Origin of the sequence: Methylobacterium segetis (assembly GCF_004348265.1) — a bacterium.
GTDB lineage: Bacteria > Pseudomonadota > Alphaproteobacteria > Rhizobiales > Beijerinckiaceae > Methylobacterium > Methylobacterium segetis.
This window is the reverse complement of the sequence record NZ_SMNT01000039.1, coordinates 1-13,801: the sequence shown is the minus strand read 5'-3', so window position 1 is coordinate 13,801 and position 13,801 is coordinate 1. Positions and strand designations below refer to the sequence as shown.

Genomic DNA, 13,801 nt, shown 5'->3' with positions numbered 1-13,801 from the left:
TTGCGTGTTCCTTCTCAAGCGTGGTGCGGGCTGAGCCGTCACCTTCTGAAGGCAATAACGCCAAGTTTTCGAATCCGTTCCTCTGCGCGCCCCCGAGTGCTCGCGGGGGTGATCTCTTGCCGGCGGCCCGCGTGCCTGGGCCTCGCCCCAGCCTGATCACGGAGGGCTGCGGCGCATCGCCTCCGGCCCTCCCGCCGGGCGCGTTCGGTTCTCATCTTGAGTGTCGCACCGCACGACCGCGTGCTGCGGCCCGGAACAGGGCCGGCCAGCTTCGCGTTCGTAGACGGTCCCCGGAAACGAGCCCTGAATGTGAGCTCCGCGATGAGAGATTTCGCCACCGCCGCCAAGCGTTTCACCGAGGCCGCCACCGCGGCGGCCGATGCCGCGCTCAAGGGCGTGGAGAGATTGCTCGGTGGCGTGATTCCCTCCCCCGCTCCGCAGCCGGTGCCCGTCCGCGTGCGTCGCCACCCGGCCCACCGCCGCTGAGCGCCCTCTCCCAGCGGCCTCCGGGCTCGTCGATCCTCTCGAAGCCGCCTCCGGGCGGCTTTTTCGTGCGCGCGATCCCCGTGTCTCGCGCCCTCGCTCAGTCTCCGAGGTCCGGTTGCGGGGTGGACATCCGTAGTGTTGCGCGCAGTCTTGCGCCCGCCCGGGCTGCTGTTCCGTCGAGGATCGACCAATCGTCGCGGAGTCTGCGCGGTCTTCCGCAATTGTCGCGCGGCGGTCGCCCCGCTTAATAGGCTCCGCGCGAGCTTGGCCGGACGATTCGGCGGCGTCCGGGGAGAGATCCATGACGATGAGGGTGCGGTTGGTCCGGTTCCTCGTCTCCGGCGGCACGCCTCGGCAGATGCTCGGGACGGCTCTGGCCGGCCTCATCCTGGGCATGGGAGCCGTGGTCATCAGCGCCAGCCTCGTGCGGGCCTCCGAGCGCAACGGGATCTTCGGCTTCTTCGAGGACCTCTTCCGCCCCCAGCCGACGCAGCGCGTCGCCCTGCCCGCCTCCCGGCCGCTGCGCTACGCCACCCTGCCCGAGGCGCATCGCCTCCCGCGCGAGCGCTGGGTCCAGCAGGGGCGGCGCCTCGCCGACCTGCGCGGGCGGAGCGTGCACGGACGCCGCGCCACGCCCCGCGCGGACCGGATCGCCGCCTCGGCGCTCGCGGGGACGCGCACGGTCTGCGTGCGTGCCTGCGACGGCTATCTCTTCCCCCTCGGCAATCTCGCCTCGCGCCAGGACCTGCCGGTGCACGAGGCGGCCTGCGCCGCCGCCTGCCCGAATGCCGCGACGAGCCTCTACACGCTGTCCCGCGGCGAGAACGACCTCGACCGCGCGGTGAGCCTCAAGGGACAGCCCTATCTCGGGGCGGTCTTCGCGAACGTCTATCGCCAGCGCCGCGTCGCGGATTGCTCCTGCCAGCCCGCGGGCGGCGGCCCCCTCTTCCCGATCGCGCAGGACCGCACCCTGCGCCGGGGCGACGTGGTCGCGATGCGCACGACGGTGGGCGTGGTGAGCCCGGCCCGCTCGGGCGCCCTCGAACTCGTCGATTTCCGCCGGGCGCGGGGCCTGTCCGCCGCCCGGACCCGGACGATCGAGGACAGGGTCGGCGTCCTGCGCCGGGAGGCGGAGATCCGCGCCTTCCGGAAGGCGATGCGCGCGGCCGACCGGGGGACCATCGTCCGCGTCGCCGCGATCGGCGACGGCTTCCGGGGCGCTCTGCGCGCCGAGGGGGCGTCAGGCGGCTTCGGCCCGGTGCGCGTGGTCGAGCCCTCGCCCTACGCCCGCTGAGCGGCGCTCCGTTGTCCGCGGCGGCGCGATGTCGTAGGCCCGCGCGGATGTCCGGGCACGCCGCCCGAGGCCGAGACCCGAGTTCCGATCGATGGGTGAGACGAATGGCGGGCCGGAGGCCGAGCCGGCTTTCGACGGTGCTACGCCCGCGCCGGGGACGATCGAGGCGCTGACGCCGCTCGTTCGCCGCCGCATCGCCCCGAATGGCGGCCCGTTCACCGCGAGCGGCACCTGCACCTACGTGGTCGGGCGCGGCCGCGTCGCGGTGATCGATCCGGGGCCCGAGGATGCGGGCCACGTGGAGGCGCTCCTCGCCGACCTCGCGGGCGAGAGCGTCGAGGCGATCGTGGTGACGCACACCCACCGCGACCACTCGCCGGGCGCGCGCCTCCTGGCCGCGCGCACGGGCGCGCCGATCGTCGGGTGCGGGCCGCACCGGGCGGCGCGCTCGCTCGCCGAGGGCGAGTTGCCGATGCTCGACGCCAGCGCCGACAGGCTGCACAGGCCGGACCGCGAACTGCGCGAGGGCGAGACGGTCTCCGGACCCGGCTGGACGCTCGCCGCCGTGGAGACGCCCGGCCACACCATGAACCACCTCGCCTTCGCCCTGCCGGAGGAGGAGGCGCTGTTCTCGGGCGACCACGTGATGGCGTGGTCGACGAGCATCGTCGCGCCCCCGGACGGCTCGATGCGCGCCTACCTGGACTCCCTCGACAAGCTGCGGGAGCGGTCCGAGACGGTCTACTGGCCCGGCCATGGCGGCCCGGTGCGCGATCCGCGCCGCTTCGTTCGGGGTCTCGCCGCCCATCGCCGCCAGCGGGAGACCGCGATCCGCGCCCGCATCGCGGCGGGCGAGGCCGACATCCGCGGGATCGTCGAGGCGATCTATCAGGGGCTCAACCCGGCGCTGCTGGGGGCCGCGGCCCTCTCCGTCTTCGCCCATCTCGAGGATCTGGTGGAGCGCGGCCTCGTCCTCACGGACGGGCCTGCCCGCCTCGACGGCCGCTACCGGGCCGGGGCCGGGATCTGATCGGCGGCGCGATCCGGCACCCCGGAGGAGCCGGATCGCGTGCGAACCCTCACTTCACCGCGATGGCGAGGTTGGCGACCTCGTCGAGATAGGCCCGGATCCGGTCGGCGTTGACGCCGAAATCCCGGCCCGCGAGGCGCGAGGCCGAACGCACGTCGATCCGCGCCCCGTCCGCCCGGGGATGCACGCGGACGGTGACGTCGTCCGGCAGGTTCAGGACGAGGCTGCGCGAGATCGCCTCGATCCGCCCGTTGCCGATCCGCCCGCCGGGGCGAATCGCCTCGACGATCTGCCAGCGCCGGTTGATCGCCGCCTTCCGCGCCAGCTCGAAGGCTTGGTCCGCGTCGATGTCGAGGGTCAGCGGCGCGATCTGCGGGTAGGCGCCGCGCTGCCGCTCGCGCGCGGCCGGCCCGGGATCGGGCGGGTAGCGGCCGTCGCGGGCGGCAAAGGCGGTTCGCGAGCGCGAGAAGGCGGGCGGGTTCTCGATGTCGGTGGTGACGTCGTTGATCGCCGGCAGGCGCAGGCCGCGCAGGGCCCCGTAGGCGGGGTAGGCGAGGACGAGCAGCGCCAGGAACAGGCCGCCGAAGGCCGCGCCGAGCCCGCGCGCGCCCTCGCGCCAGACCCGCAGGAAGGCGTAGGCCGCGAGCAGCACCGAGACGAGGGCGAGGGCGAGCCCGCTGCCGAGGGTCGCGAGCGCCGGGCCGGTCTCCGCCCGCGGATCGCGGACGAGCAGGAGCGCGATCCCCGTGACGAGGAGCGCCAGCCACGCCACCTGCCGCGACAGGCCGCCGGCACGCGTGACGGGTTCCTCGATGAGCAGGCGGCGCATGGTGGCGGGTTCGCTGTCCGAGGCTGGCTGAGGCGGGAGGGGGCACGCGGCGGGACCCAAGCTCTACAACTCGCCCGGCCGCCGCGCTACCCGCGGCGCGGACCGCAACCAGAACACGTACCGGTCGGGGAAGAGCGGCCTCCGGAAGCCCGCTGCCGACAGCGGATGAGGCCGGCGCGCAACCTCCCACAGTTGTCTCGGGGAGCCCCGCTGCCCGCCGGCCGCGGGTCTGCTATAGGCAGGCCACGATGTCGCGTGTCACAGCCATGGAAAGTCCGGGCCAAGCCCCGGCTCACGAGCCGGATCCGGTCGATCCGCTCCGGGTCTGGTTCCGGTTCATCCGCCTGAACCGGCGGGTCTCGGCCGCCGTCGGGGCGGAACTGCGCGAGATCGGGCTCTCGATCCCGCAATTCGACGTGCTCTCGACCCTGACCGAGCGCGAGGGCCTGACGCAGCAGGAACTGGCCGCGCGCCTCTACGTCACGAAGGGCAACGTCTCGGGGCTGATCGACCGCTTGGTCGAGGCGGGCCTCGTCGAGCGCCGCGCGATTCCCGGCGACCGGCGCTCCCACGCGCTCCACCTCACCCCGGCGGGCACGGGCCTCGCCTCGCGGGGCATCGCGGCGCAGGAGGCCTACGTGGCGCGCACGCTGGGCCGCCTCGCGCCCGAGGATGTCGCCGCCTTCGAGCGGCTGGTGCTGCAATGGCGGGACCTCGTGCGTGCGGACGAGGCCGCCCGGACCTGAGCGGGCGCGGCTACGCCATGCCCAGGGCCTGCATGTAGAGTTCGAGGATCGCCTCCTCCTCCTGGCGCTCGGCATGGTCCTTCTTGCGCAGCGAGATGATCTTGCGCAGTGCCTTGGTGTCGAAGCCGGTGCCCTTCGCCTCGGCGTAGACGTCCTTGATGTCGCCGGCGAGGCCCGCCTTCTCCTCCTCCAGGCGCTCGATGCGCTCGATGAAGCTCTTGAGCTGGTCGGCGGCGACCGAGGAGGGGTCGACCGCCGGGCTTGCTGAGGCTGCCATGTCTCCGAAAGTCCTTCCATCTGCGCGCCGCGCGCGGCGCCTCACGCGGGGTGGTAGGCGAGCAACCTTACCGGGAGATTAGCCGAGCCGGGCCCGCCGGGCTCAGTGCGGCTCGGCCTGCCGCCCGGCGAAGGCGGCCTGCTGCTCGGGGGTCGCCTCCGCCTGGTGCTGGGCCTTCCAGGCCTCGTAGGGCATGCCGTAGACCTGCTCGCGGCTCTCGTCCTTGGTCAGCGGCAGGCCGCGCTCGTCGGCGGCGTCCTTCAGCCAGTTCGAGAGGCAGTTGCGGCAGAACCCCGCCAGATTCATCAGCTCGATGTTCTGCACGTCCGGGCGGTTGCGCAGGTGCGAGACGAGGCGCCGGAACACGGCGGCCTCCAGCTCCGTCTGGGTCTTCGGGTCGATCTCGGGCATCGTGGTCTGCTCCTGGATGGGGCGTGTCCGCTCAGGTCGGCGGCGCGGGCGCCCGCGTCAAGCGCCGTGGCGGAGGATCGGGCCGAGCAGCTTGGCGAAGCGCTCGGCCCATTCCGCCTGGCCGCCCTCGCCCGCGATCAGGTCCTGGCGGATCTCGACGAGCGCGTTCGGCAGGCCGCGGGCGGTGGCGTGCCGGTCGATCGTGTCGCCGGGCAGGCCCCCGCCATAGGGCTCGTTGTCCCCGACCGTGAGCCCGGCCGGGTCGGCCCTGAGGCCGGCGATGAGAGGCGCGCTCAGGCGGTCGTCCCGGTCGTAGAGGATGCCGACCTGCCAGGGCCGCGCCACCCCGCGCCAGTAGGGGGTGAAGCTGTGGATCGTGACGATGGCCGGCAGGGCGCCCGCCGCCTCGCCCGCCGCGACGCCCGCGTCGATCGCCCGGTCGAAGGGTTCGTAGAAGCGGGCGACGCGCTCCGCCTTGCCCGCCTCGTCGATGCGGGCATTGCCCGGGACCACCGCTCCGTCCGAGAGCCGCATCACCAGGGTCGGGTCGGCCCGGCCCCGGTTCGGGTCGATGATGAGGCGCGAGAAGCGGGTGAGGATCGCGGGGGCGCCGAGATGCCGGGCGAGCGCCCGCGTCACGCCGGCCGCGCCGATGTCGTAGGCGATGTGACGGCCGAACTCCGCCTCGGCCACACCGAGGACGATGTCCTCCGGCACGAAGTTCGAGGCGTGGTCGCAGATCAGGAGCAGACCGCAGGCCGGATCGCCGGGCACCGTCTCGACGGGGTGGGGCGGATGCGGGACGGGCATGGGGGATCCGGTTCGTTTCCAGCTTGCCGACGGGTCGAGGCTCGGGCAGAGCACGTATCAAGGATCGTGCGCTCACGGCAACATGAGGCCCGTCGCCCTCCCCTCGCTGACGCGGGCGCGAGGGCGAGGACGCACGAGAAGAAGACGACACGACGCGCGAGGACGCCCGCATGAGTGCCACCACGCCCGCCCCGACCGGGACGCCGAACGAGACCGGCGCGACCGACCTGCGCAGCCTGCTCAACGGATTCCTCACCGAGGCGATCGCCGCTGCCCACCCGGCGCGCTGCCTCCTGCCCCACCTGCCGCCCCCGCCCAAGGGCCGCCTGATCATCCTCGGCGCCGGCAAGGCGGGCGGCAGCATGGCCGCGGTGGCGAGCCGGTTCTACCGGGAGGAGCACGGGCTCGGGGCCGACCGCATCAGCGGCCTCGCGGTGGCCCGCCACGGCTATGGGGAGGAGGCGCCGCTCATCCGCATGGTCGAGGCCGGTCACCCGGTGCCGGATGCCGCCGGCATCGAGGCCACGAAGGAAGCCCTGCGCATCGCCTCGGAGGCCGGCCCCGACGACGAGGTGCTGGTGCTCCTCTCCGGCGGCGGCTCGGCGAACTGGATCGCGCCGGCCGGCGACCTGACGCTCACCGAGAAGCAGGCCATCACCCGCGCCCTCCTGCGCTCGGGCGCGCCGATCAACGAGATCAACACGGTGCGCAAGCACATCTCGCGCATCAAGGGCGGGCGCCTCGCGCTCGCCGCCCGCAACGCCGCGCGCATCCTGACGCTCGCCATCTCCGACGTGCCCTTCGACGACCCGGCCGTGATCGCCTCGGGGCCGACCGTGCCCGACCCCTCGACGCTGGCGGAGGCCCGCGCCATCTGCGAGCGCCGCGGCATCCCCCTGCCCGAGGCCGCCAGGGCGCTCCTCGACGACCCGAACAACGAGACCCCAAAAGCGGGCGACCCGGCCTTCGCCCGCGCCGAGTACCGCATCATCGCCCGGCCGATCGACGCGCTCGAAGCGGCCGCCGCGGCCGCCGGGAAGGCGGGCTACGAGCCCGTCATGCTGGGCCCCGATCTCGAGGGCGAAGCCCGCGAGGTGGCGGCCGAGCACGCGCGCCTCGCCCGCGAGGCGAAGGCGCAAGGCCGCAAGGTAGCGCTGATCTCCGGCGGCGAACTCACCGTCACGATCCGCGGCGAGGGCCATGGCGGTCCGAACCAGGAATACGCGCTGGCGCTCGCCATCGCGCTCGAGGGCGAAGCCGGCATCGCCGGCATCGCGGCCGACACGGACGGCACCGATGGCGGCCGCGGCGAGGCGACCGACCCGGCGGGCGGCCTCGTCGACCCGACGACGCTGGAGCGCGCCCGTGCCGCCGGCCTCGATCCGGCCGCGATGCTCGCCGACAACGACTCGACGCGCTTCTTCGCGACGATCGGCGACCTCGTTCAGCCCGGCCCCACCCGCACCAATGTCAACGATTGCCGCATCATCCTCGTCGGCTGAGCGCGTGCGCTCGCCCCGCCTCGCGCTCGGTCTCGTCCTCGCGGCCGGCCTCTGCCTTCTCGGCGCTGGGCCCGCGCGGGCGGACCTGCGCATGTGCAACCTGACGGCGAGCAAGGTCGGCGTCGCGCTCGGCTACCGGGACCCGCAGGGCTGGGTCACGGAAGGGTGGTGGGACCTGACGCCGAAGGCCTGCGAGACGCTCCTCAAGGGGGCGCTCGCGGCCCGTTTCTACTACGTCTTCGCGGTGGATTACACGCGCGGCGGCGAGTGGAGCGGGCGCTCGCTGATGTGCACCAAGGATGCCGAGTTCACGATCCGCGGGGTCGAGGATTGCCTCGCCCGCGGCTACGACCGCAACGGCTTCTTCGAGGTCGATACCGGCGAGCAGAAGAGCTGGACGATCCAGCTCACCGACCCGAACCAGCCGGCCGCGCCCTCGCCCTGAACCCCCTCACCGCCGCGCGGCGACGAGGGAGAAGAAGGCGCCCTGCGGGTCCATGCACTGCACGATGTAGGAGCCGCCCGGAACCTCGTGCGGACCCATCAGCACCTTGCCGCCGTGCTCCGTGACGCGGGCGGCGGCGGCATCGATCTCCGGCACCGTGACATAGTAGCCCCAGGCCGAGACCGGCAGGCTCGGCGGCCGGTTCATCATGCCGCCGATCGCGCGCCCGTTCGCCGCGAAGGTCTGGTAGGTCCCCATCGGCCCGAGCTCGACGGCCCGGTCCTTCGTCCAGCCGAACAGGCCGGCGTAGAAGTCGAAGGCGGCAACCCAGTCCGTCACGAAGAGCTCGTGCCAGCCGACATGGCCGGGCGTGCCGGCAGGGGCCTCCGCCATGGCGGGCCCGCTCGGCTGGAACAGGACGAAGAACGCGCCCTGCGGATCGGTGACGACGGCGAACCGGCCGACGCCCGGCAGGTCCTCGGGGCCCTTGCGCACGCCGCCCCCGGCCGCGGCCACCCGCTCCGCCATCGCCTCGACGTCGGCGACGCCGACGAAGCCGCTCCAGCCCGGATGGCCGCCCTGCGCCTTCACCTCGTCGGGCAGGGGCGCGATCCCGGCGACCGGGCGCCCATCCGCGCTGAGCACCGTGTAGGGGCCGCCCTCGCCCTCCCAGGCTTGCGCCTCCCATCCCACGACCGCGCGGTAGAAGGCTTCCGCCCCACCCGTGTCGGTCGTCATGAGCTGGTACCAGACGAAGCTGTTGGCGCGCTCGGACATGCCGGTCTCCCTCTCTCGTCAGTGGGCGGCCGATCGTGCCCGATTCGCCGCGACCCTTCGATGCCGCCTCAGCCGTTCGCCGCGGCGTAGGCCTCCGGACCCTGCGCCGCCGCCACGGGATCCATCCAGCTGATCTCCCAGACGTGCCCGTCGGGATCCTCGAAGCTGCGGCCGTACATGAAGCCGTAATCCTGCGTCGGGCCGGGATCCGCGCGCCCGCCCGCGGCCGCGGCCCTCGCCACCATCGCGTCGACCGCCTCGCGGCTCTCCTGCGAGATGCAGATCAGCACCTGACAGGTCTCGCGCGCGTCTGGAATCGTCTTCGTCGTGAAGGTGCCGAAGAAGGCATGGCTCAGGAGCATCGCGTGGATGACATCCGAGAACACCATGCAGGACGCGTCGTCGTTCGAGAAGGCCGGGTTCTTGGTGGCGCCCACCGCCTCGTAGAAGGCCGTGGACTTCGCCACGTCGCGCACGGGCAGGTTCACGAAGATCATCTGCGGCATCGGACTTTCCTTCCTCGCCCGGCCCTCACGGCCAAGTTTGACCCTGATGCCCGATTAAGTTATAAATTGCAACTATGAAGTTAGAAAAAGTGACTGAGGGTTCGAGAACGTCCCGGCGCTACGAGGATGCCTGTGCGGCCGCGCACGCCCTCGATCTCGTCGGCGAGCGCTGGGCGCTCCTCGTCATGCGGGAGTTGATGCTCGGCCCGAAGCGGTTCAGCGACCTGCGCGCGGATCTCCCCGGGATCAGCGCCAACGTGCTGACGCAGCGCCTCGAAGGGTTGGAGGCGGTGGGGATCCTCGTGCGCCTCAGGCTGCCGCCGCCGGCCGGTAGCCAAGTCTACGCGCTGACGCCCTGGGGTTCCGAGAGCGAGCCGATCTTCCAGGCCCTCGGCCGCTGGGCGGCGCGCTCGCCGCTCCACGACCCGAGCCTGCCCTTCAGCGCCACCTCGCTGTTCCTGTCGCTGCGCACCATGCTCGACCCGGCGCGGGCGGCGGGGCTGTCGGCCCGGATCGGCTTCCGCATCGGCGCGGAAACCTACCTCGCCCGCGTCGCGGACGGGGCGATCACGGTGGAGCGTGGGCCGCTCGAGGGGGCGGACCTCGTCTTTTCCGGCCCCGCCCCGGTCATCGCCGCGGCGATCTACGGCGGCCAGTCCTTCGAGGCGCTCGCCGGCGCGTTGAGCCTCGAGGGCGACCGGGCGCTCGCGGAGCGCTTCGTCACCCTCTTTCCCCTGCCTCCGAAGGCGACGTCCGAAGCCTCGGCCCCGGAGCGGCGCGCGCCTCCCCCGTGAAACGGCGATTGCCGGCCCCGGCCGCTTGACGCGGCGGCCCGGCCGGTGCTTGTGGCCGCTCGCCCTCAACCGGCCGGACACGACGCACCGCCGGGCTTGCGCTGCCTTGATGGAGGCCGGATTGAAACGCTCACGCCGCACGAAGATCGTCGCCACGCTCGGACCGGCCTCCGACACGCCGGAGATGATCACGAAGCTCTTCCACGCGGGCGCTGACGTGTTCCGGCTCAACATGAGCCACCTGCCGCGCGAGACGCTGCCGGAGAAGATCGAGGTGATCCGCGCCATCGAGCGCGAGGCCAAGCGCCCGATCGCGATCCTCGTCGACCTGCAGGGCCCGAAGCTGCGCCTCGGCGCCTTCGCCGAGGGCAGCGCCATGATCGCGAACGGGGCGAGCTTCGTCCTCGACAGCGACCAGACGCCGGGCAACGCCGAGCGCGTCTACCTGCCCCATCCCGAGATCCTCTCGGCGCTGGAGCCCGGCCATTCGGTCATCATCGACGACGGCAAGCTGCGCCTGACCGTCACCGAGGTGGGGCCGGGCCGCGCCGTGACCCGCGTCGAGGTCGGCGGCCGCATCTCGAACCGCAAGGGCGTCTCGCTGCCCCACACCGTGATCCCGGTCCCCGCCATGACCGACAAGGACCGGTTGGACCTCGAGGCCGGGCTCAATGCCGGCGCCGACTGGATCGCCGTCTCCTTCGTGCAGCGCCCCGAGGACATGGCCGAGGTGAAGGCGCTGGCCGCCGGCCGCGCCCTGGTGATGGCCAAGATCGAGAAGCCGCAGGCGCTGACCCGCCTCGACGAGATCATGGAGGTCTCCGACGGCCTGATGGTCGCCCGCGGCGATCTCGGCGTCGAGATGCCCCTCGAGCAGGTGCCCGGCGTGCAGAAGCGCATCACCCGCGGCGCGCGGCGCCTCGGCAAGCCCGTCGTGGTCGCGACGCAGATGCTCGAATCGATGATCACGGCCCCGGTGCCGACCCGCGCCGAGGTCTCGGACGTGGCGACCGCGGTCTACGAGGGCGCCGACGCCGTGATGCTCTCGGCCGAGAGCGCCTCCGGCGCCTTCCCGGTCGAGGCGATCTCGACCATGAGCCGCATCGCTGAGCAGGTGGAGCGGGACGCGCTCTACTGGGACATCCTGACGGCCCAGCAGCGCTCCGCCCCGGAGGCCACCGCCTCGGACGCGATCGCGGCCGCGGCTCACCAGATGGTCGGCTCCCTCGGCCTCAACGCGATCATGGCCTGGACCCATTCGGGCTCGACCGCCCTGCGGCTCGCCCGCTCCCGCCCCAACGCGACCGTGATCGCGCTCACGCCGAAGCGGGAGACCGCGCGCCGCCTCGCCATGGCCTGGGGCACGCACCCGATCGTCACGAACGACGCGAGCGACGTCGACGACATGGCCTTCCGGGCCGCGAAATTCGCCGTGCGCGAGCGCTTCGCCGAGGTTGGCGACCGGGTCATCGTGGTGGCGGGCGTCCCCTTCGGCACGCCGGGCGCCACGAACCTCGTGCGCATCGCCTTCGTCACTCGCGAGCACGCCGCCCGGGCGTGAGCGACGCCTCGCCTCTCCCGGTCGGGAGAGGCCGGCCACCTGACGTCACGGGGCCGCCGCCGGCAGCGGCCTGCGCTCGCCGATCCGCTCCGCGAGCCGGCCGACCTCCCGCGCCAGGGCCTCGGCGGCAACGTAATGCACCATGTGGCCGATGCCCGGCAGCACCACGAGCTCCGCGCCGGGGATGCGCTGCGCGAGTGGGCGCGCCTGGAACTCGGTGCGCACGATCGGATCCGCCTCGCCCGCCACGATCACGGTCGGCACCCGGATGTCGCCGTAGCGCGGGCCCTGCGCCGCCAGAGCGGCGGGCAGCCCGGTCAGGTCCTGCACGTTGGCGAGCAGCGTACCCGGCCGCAGGACCAGGGCGGCGCGCGCCCGGGTCAGATAATCGTCGCTCACCGCCTGCGGCGCGAACACGGATCTCGCCGCGCGTTCCAGGTAGGTCATCGCCACCGGCGGAGCCAGGGTGCGGCTGAGGAGCCACGCCACGGGAGGCTTCAGGGCGAGCCGCCAGTACCAGGGAGGATCCGGGCGCTGCGGGAATGGCAGGGCCACCGGCGAGACCAGGGCGAGGCCCGCCACCCGCTCCGGATGGTCGAGGGCGAGGCTCGCCGCGAGCGCGCCGGACCAGGAATGGCCGAGCACGATGGCGGGGCCGATCCCCATCCCCTCCAGGGCCTCGGCGATGACGGCTCCCTGCGCGGCGGGCGTGGCGGCGGCGAGGCGGTCGCTCCAGCCGAAGCCCGGCCGGTCGAAGGCGATCACCCGGAAGCCCTGGGCGGCGAGGAGGCGGCCCACCCCCTCCATCGGCTCGGCGCCGTTCGCCGAGGCGCCGTGGAGCAGGATCACGGTGCCGCGCGCGCCCTCGCGGGGGCCGGCCTCGATCGCGGCGAGGCGGCCGCCCGCCACGGGGACGAAGCGGCCGGCCGGCGGAAACTCCGCCTCGGCACGAAGCGTGATCAGGAGGCTGGCCAGGGCGCCGAGGCCGAGAACGCCGCCGATCAGGGCCGCGACGAGGCCGGCGAGCCCGGCGAGCGCCTGCGCGACGCCCATCAGAGGTCGCGGCCATCGACCTCGGGGGCGAGCCGCTCAATCGAGCTCTGGACCTTGTCCATGCGCGGATAGAGGGCGGCGGCGCGGCGGAAGGCGCCGAGCGCCCGCGCCTTGTCGTCCATGGAGAGGTAGAGCCGGCCGAGCGTCGCCCAGGCCTCGAAATGGCGCGGCTCCAGCACGAGGGCGCGCTGCAGGTCGGCGATCGCGGCGGCCTTGTCGGAGAGGTGCCAGAACACGCTGGCCCGCCGGCTCCAGCCCTCGGACCAGCCGGGCTCGAGCGTCAGCACCCGGTCCATCAGCTCGACGGCGAGGGGGAAATCCTGGCTCGCCATGGCTTGGCGGGCGCGCTCGGTGAGGAGGTCGGCGGTGGCGCTGCCCGACCGGTCGAGGCGCCGCTCGATCAGCTTGGAGATCCCGCGCGCCTCCGCATCGTCCTCGGAGTCGCGCAGGCGCGCGAACAACTCGTCGAGGCTCGCGGGCGGCTTGGGCTTGGCCGTCTCCGGCTTGTCGCGGTCCTCGGCCTGCGGCTCGCGGGACAGCGTGCCGGGCGGGGCCGCGGCGGCGGGATGCGCGGCGGCCAGGAGGGCTGCCAGGGCGAGGGGGAGGAGGCGCAGCATCGGGAGAGCTTGTGCGCCCCGCGCGCGCGCGTCAACGCGCTCGCTTGCCGCGCGGGCTCCGGCCGCGCGGAATGCGGCGCCCGCGGGCGGGAAGCCCGCGGGCCGCGGAGGGTCTCAGCCCTGGCGCGCCTTGAAGCGCTTCTGGGTCTTGTTGATCACGTAGACCCGGCCCTTGCGGCGCACGAGCTGGTTGTCACGATGCCGGCCGCGGAGCGACTTCAGCGAGTTGCGAATCTTCATCGGTTCTCTCTCGGCGCGGAGGTCCCGGCCGCCTGTCGGTTCAAGTCTCGGGAACGGGAGCGCCTCTCGGCATCCCCGGCGATGGCAGCGGACGCATCGCGGAAAGGCGGCTGCCTTATCAGGATTCGCCCCCGGGAGGCAAGACGGATCGGCGCGTCCCGCCCGCGTCTATCGTTCTCTCCAGGCTTTGGCGATCTGGTCGGTGAGGGGCTTGGTGAGGTAGGAGAGCACGGAGCGCTCGCCGAGCTGCATGAAGCTCTCCACCGGCATGCCCGGCACCAGCTTGGCCCCGTTCAGACGCGCCGTCTGCTCCTCGGGCACCTGGATGCGCGCCACGTAGTAGCTCATCCCCGTCTTCGGGTCGCTCGTCACGTCCGCCGAGACCCGGCTCACCACCCCGTCGATCTCCGGCGTCACCCGCTG

The 13,801-nt window shown here is 73.2% G+C and carries 18 protein-coding genes; 8 read left to right on the top strand and 10 right to left on the bottom strand.

Features of this window, described 5'->3' with window-relative positions; translation table 11 throughout:
• Positions 1-321 precede the first annotated feature (321 nt).
• From E1J50_RS27260 to E1J50_RS11945, 3 genes are all read left to right on the top strand, one after another.
• A complete protein-coding gene (locus E1J50_RS27260; RefSeq protein ID WP_165937842.1) occupies positions 322-486 on the top strand; it encodes a hypothetical protein in 165 nt (54 codons plus the stop codon).
• Positions 487-787: 301 nt separating this feature from the next.
• Positions 788-1,780, top strand: coding sequence for a DUF2865 domain-containing protein (locus E1J50_RS11950; protein ID WP_132253831.1), 993 nt, complete (start codon positions 788-790; stop codon positions 1,778-1,780).
• 91 nt (positions 1,781-1,871) lie between these two features.
• Entirely contained in the window at positions 1,872-2,810 is a 939-nt protein-coding gene (locus E1J50_RS11945) for an MBL fold metallo-hydrolase (RefSeq protein ID WP_132253829.1), read from the top strand.
• Positions 2,811-2,859: 49 nt separating this feature from the next.
• Here the strand turns inward: E1J50_RS11945 and E1J50_RS11940 are convergent, their stop codons facing one another.
• On the bottom strand, positions 2,860-3,639 hold the full coding sequence (locus tag E1J50_RS11940) for a DUF1499 domain-containing protein (RefSeq protein WP_132253826.1): 780 nt from the start codon (positions 3,637-3,639) through the stop codon (positions 2,860-2,862).
• Between the two features lie 266 nt (positions 3,640-3,905).
• Here E1J50_RS11940 and E1J50_RS11935 point away from each other — a divergent pair, with 266 nt between their 5' ends.
• Entirely contained in the window at positions 3,906-4,385 is a 480-nt protein-coding gene (locus E1J50_RS11935; protein WP_132253903.1) for a MarR family winged helix-turn-helix transcriptional regulator, read from the top strand.
• Positions 4,386-4,395: 10 nt separating this feature from the next.
• Here the strand turns inward: E1J50_RS11935 and E1J50_RS11930 are convergent, their stop codons facing one another.
• The 3 genes from E1J50_RS11930 to E1J50_RS11920 all read right to left on the bottom strand — a co-directional run bounded on the left by E1J50_RS11930 (position 4,396) and on the right by E1J50_RS11920 (position 5,883).
• The gene (locus tag E1J50_RS11930; RefSeq protein ID WP_109895687.1) at positions 4,396-4,662 is read right to left on the bottom strand and encodes a DUF2312 domain-containing protein; all 267 of its coding nucleotides are present in this window, start codon (positions 4,660-4,662) and stop codon (positions 4,396-4,398) included.
• 102 nt (positions 4,663-4,764) lie between these two features.
• Entirely contained in the window at positions 4,765-5,073 is a 309-nt protein-coding gene (locus E1J50_RS11925) for a DUF1244 domain-containing protein (protein WP_132253824.1), read from the bottom strand.
• A 57-nt stretch (positions 5,074-5,130) separates the two neighbouring features.
• Positions 5,131-5,883, bottom strand: a complete 753-nt coding sequence (locus E1J50_RS11920; protein WP_132253822.1) for an N-formylglutamate amidohydrolase — start codon at positions 5,881-5,883, stop codon at positions 5,131-5,133.
• Positions 5,884-6,053: 170 nt separating this feature from the next.
• On the opposite strand from E1J50_RS11920, the gene E1J50_RS11915 reads away from it, so the two are divergent.
• Both E1J50_RS11915 and E1J50_RS11910 read left to right on the top strand, forming a co-directional pair.
• Positions 6,054-7,385 carry a glycerate kinase type-2 family protein gene (locus tag E1J50_RS11915; protein WP_132253820.1) on the top strand — a complete coding sequence of 444 codons (1,332 nt, stop codon included), beginning with the start codon at positions 6,054-6,056 and terminating at the stop codon, positions 7,383-7,385.
• Entirely contained in the window at positions 7,351-7,830 is a 480-nt protein-coding gene (locus E1J50_RS11910) for a DUF1036 domain-containing protein (protein WP_132253817.1), read from the top strand. The genes E1J50_RS11915 and E1J50_RS11910 overlap by 35 nt, the downstream gene beginning before the upstream one ends.
• 6 nt (positions 7,831-7,836) lie before the next feature.
• Here the strand turns inward: E1J50_RS11910 and E1J50_RS11905 are convergent, their stop codons facing one another.
• Both E1J50_RS11905 and E1J50_RS11900 read right to left on the bottom strand, forming a co-directional pair.
• On the bottom strand, positions 7,837-8,607 hold the full coding sequence (locus E1J50_RS11905) for a VOC family protein (RefSeq protein ID WP_132253814.1): 771 nt from the start codon (positions 8,605-8,607) through the stop codon (positions 7,837-7,839).
• A gap of 68 nt (positions 8,608-8,675) precedes the next feature.
• A complete protein-coding gene (locus tag E1J50_RS11900) occupies positions 8,676-9,113 on the bottom strand; it encodes a VOC family protein (protein WP_132253811.1) in 438 nt (145 codons plus the stop codon).
• 74 nt (positions 9,114-9,187) lie between these two features.
• Here E1J50_RS11900 and E1J50_RS11895 point away from each other — a divergent pair, with 74 nt between their 5' ends.
• Both E1J50_RS11895 and pyk read left to right on the top strand, forming a co-directional pair.
• Complete coding sequence (locus E1J50_RS11895) at positions 9,188-9,907, top strand: winged helix-turn-helix transcriptional regulator (protein ID WP_132253808.1); 720 nt, start codon at positions 9,188-9,190, stop codon at positions 9,905-9,907.
• Between the two features lie 121 nt (positions 9,908-10,028).
• Positions 10,029-11,468 (top strand): pyruvate kinase, encoded by a 1,440-nt coding sequence (gene pyk, locus E1J50_RS11890; RefSeq protein WP_132253806.1) that lies wholly within the window; start codon positions 10,029-10,031, stop codon positions 11,466-11,468.
• 45 nt (positions 11,469-11,513) lie between these two features.
• On the opposite strand, the gene E1J50_RS11885 is transcribed toward pyk, so the two are convergent.
• The 4 genes from E1J50_RS11885 to E1J50_RS11870 all read right to left on the bottom strand — a co-directional run.
• Positions 11,514-12,521: an alpha/beta hydrolase gene (locus E1J50_RS11885; RefSeq protein ID WP_132253804.1), complete on the bottom strand. Its 1,008-nt coding sequence runs from the start codon at positions 12,519-12,521 to the stop codon at positions 11,514-11,516.
• Positions 12,521-13,138 (bottom strand): tetratricopeptide repeat protein, encoded by a 618-nt coding sequence (locus tag E1J50_RS11880; RefSeq protein WP_132253802.1) that lies wholly within the window; start codon positions 13,136-13,138, stop codon positions 12,521-12,523. The genes E1J50_RS11885 and E1J50_RS11880 overlap by 1 nt, the downstream gene beginning before the upstream one ends.
• 114 nt (positions 13,139-13,252) lie before the next feature.
• Positions 13,253-13,378 carry a type B 50S ribosomal protein L36 gene (gene ykgO / locus E1J50_RS11875; RefSeq protein ID WP_003601867.1) on the bottom strand — a complete coding sequence of 42 codons (126 nt, stop codon included), beginning with the start codon at positions 13,376-13,378 and terminating at the stop codon, positions 13,253-13,255.
• A gap of 168 nt (positions 13,379-13,546) precedes the next feature.
• Positions 13,547-13,801 (bottom strand): beta-barrel domain-containing protein (locus tag E1J50_RS11870; protein ID WP_483466573.1); only part of this gene is annotated, 255 nt, incomplete at its 5' end.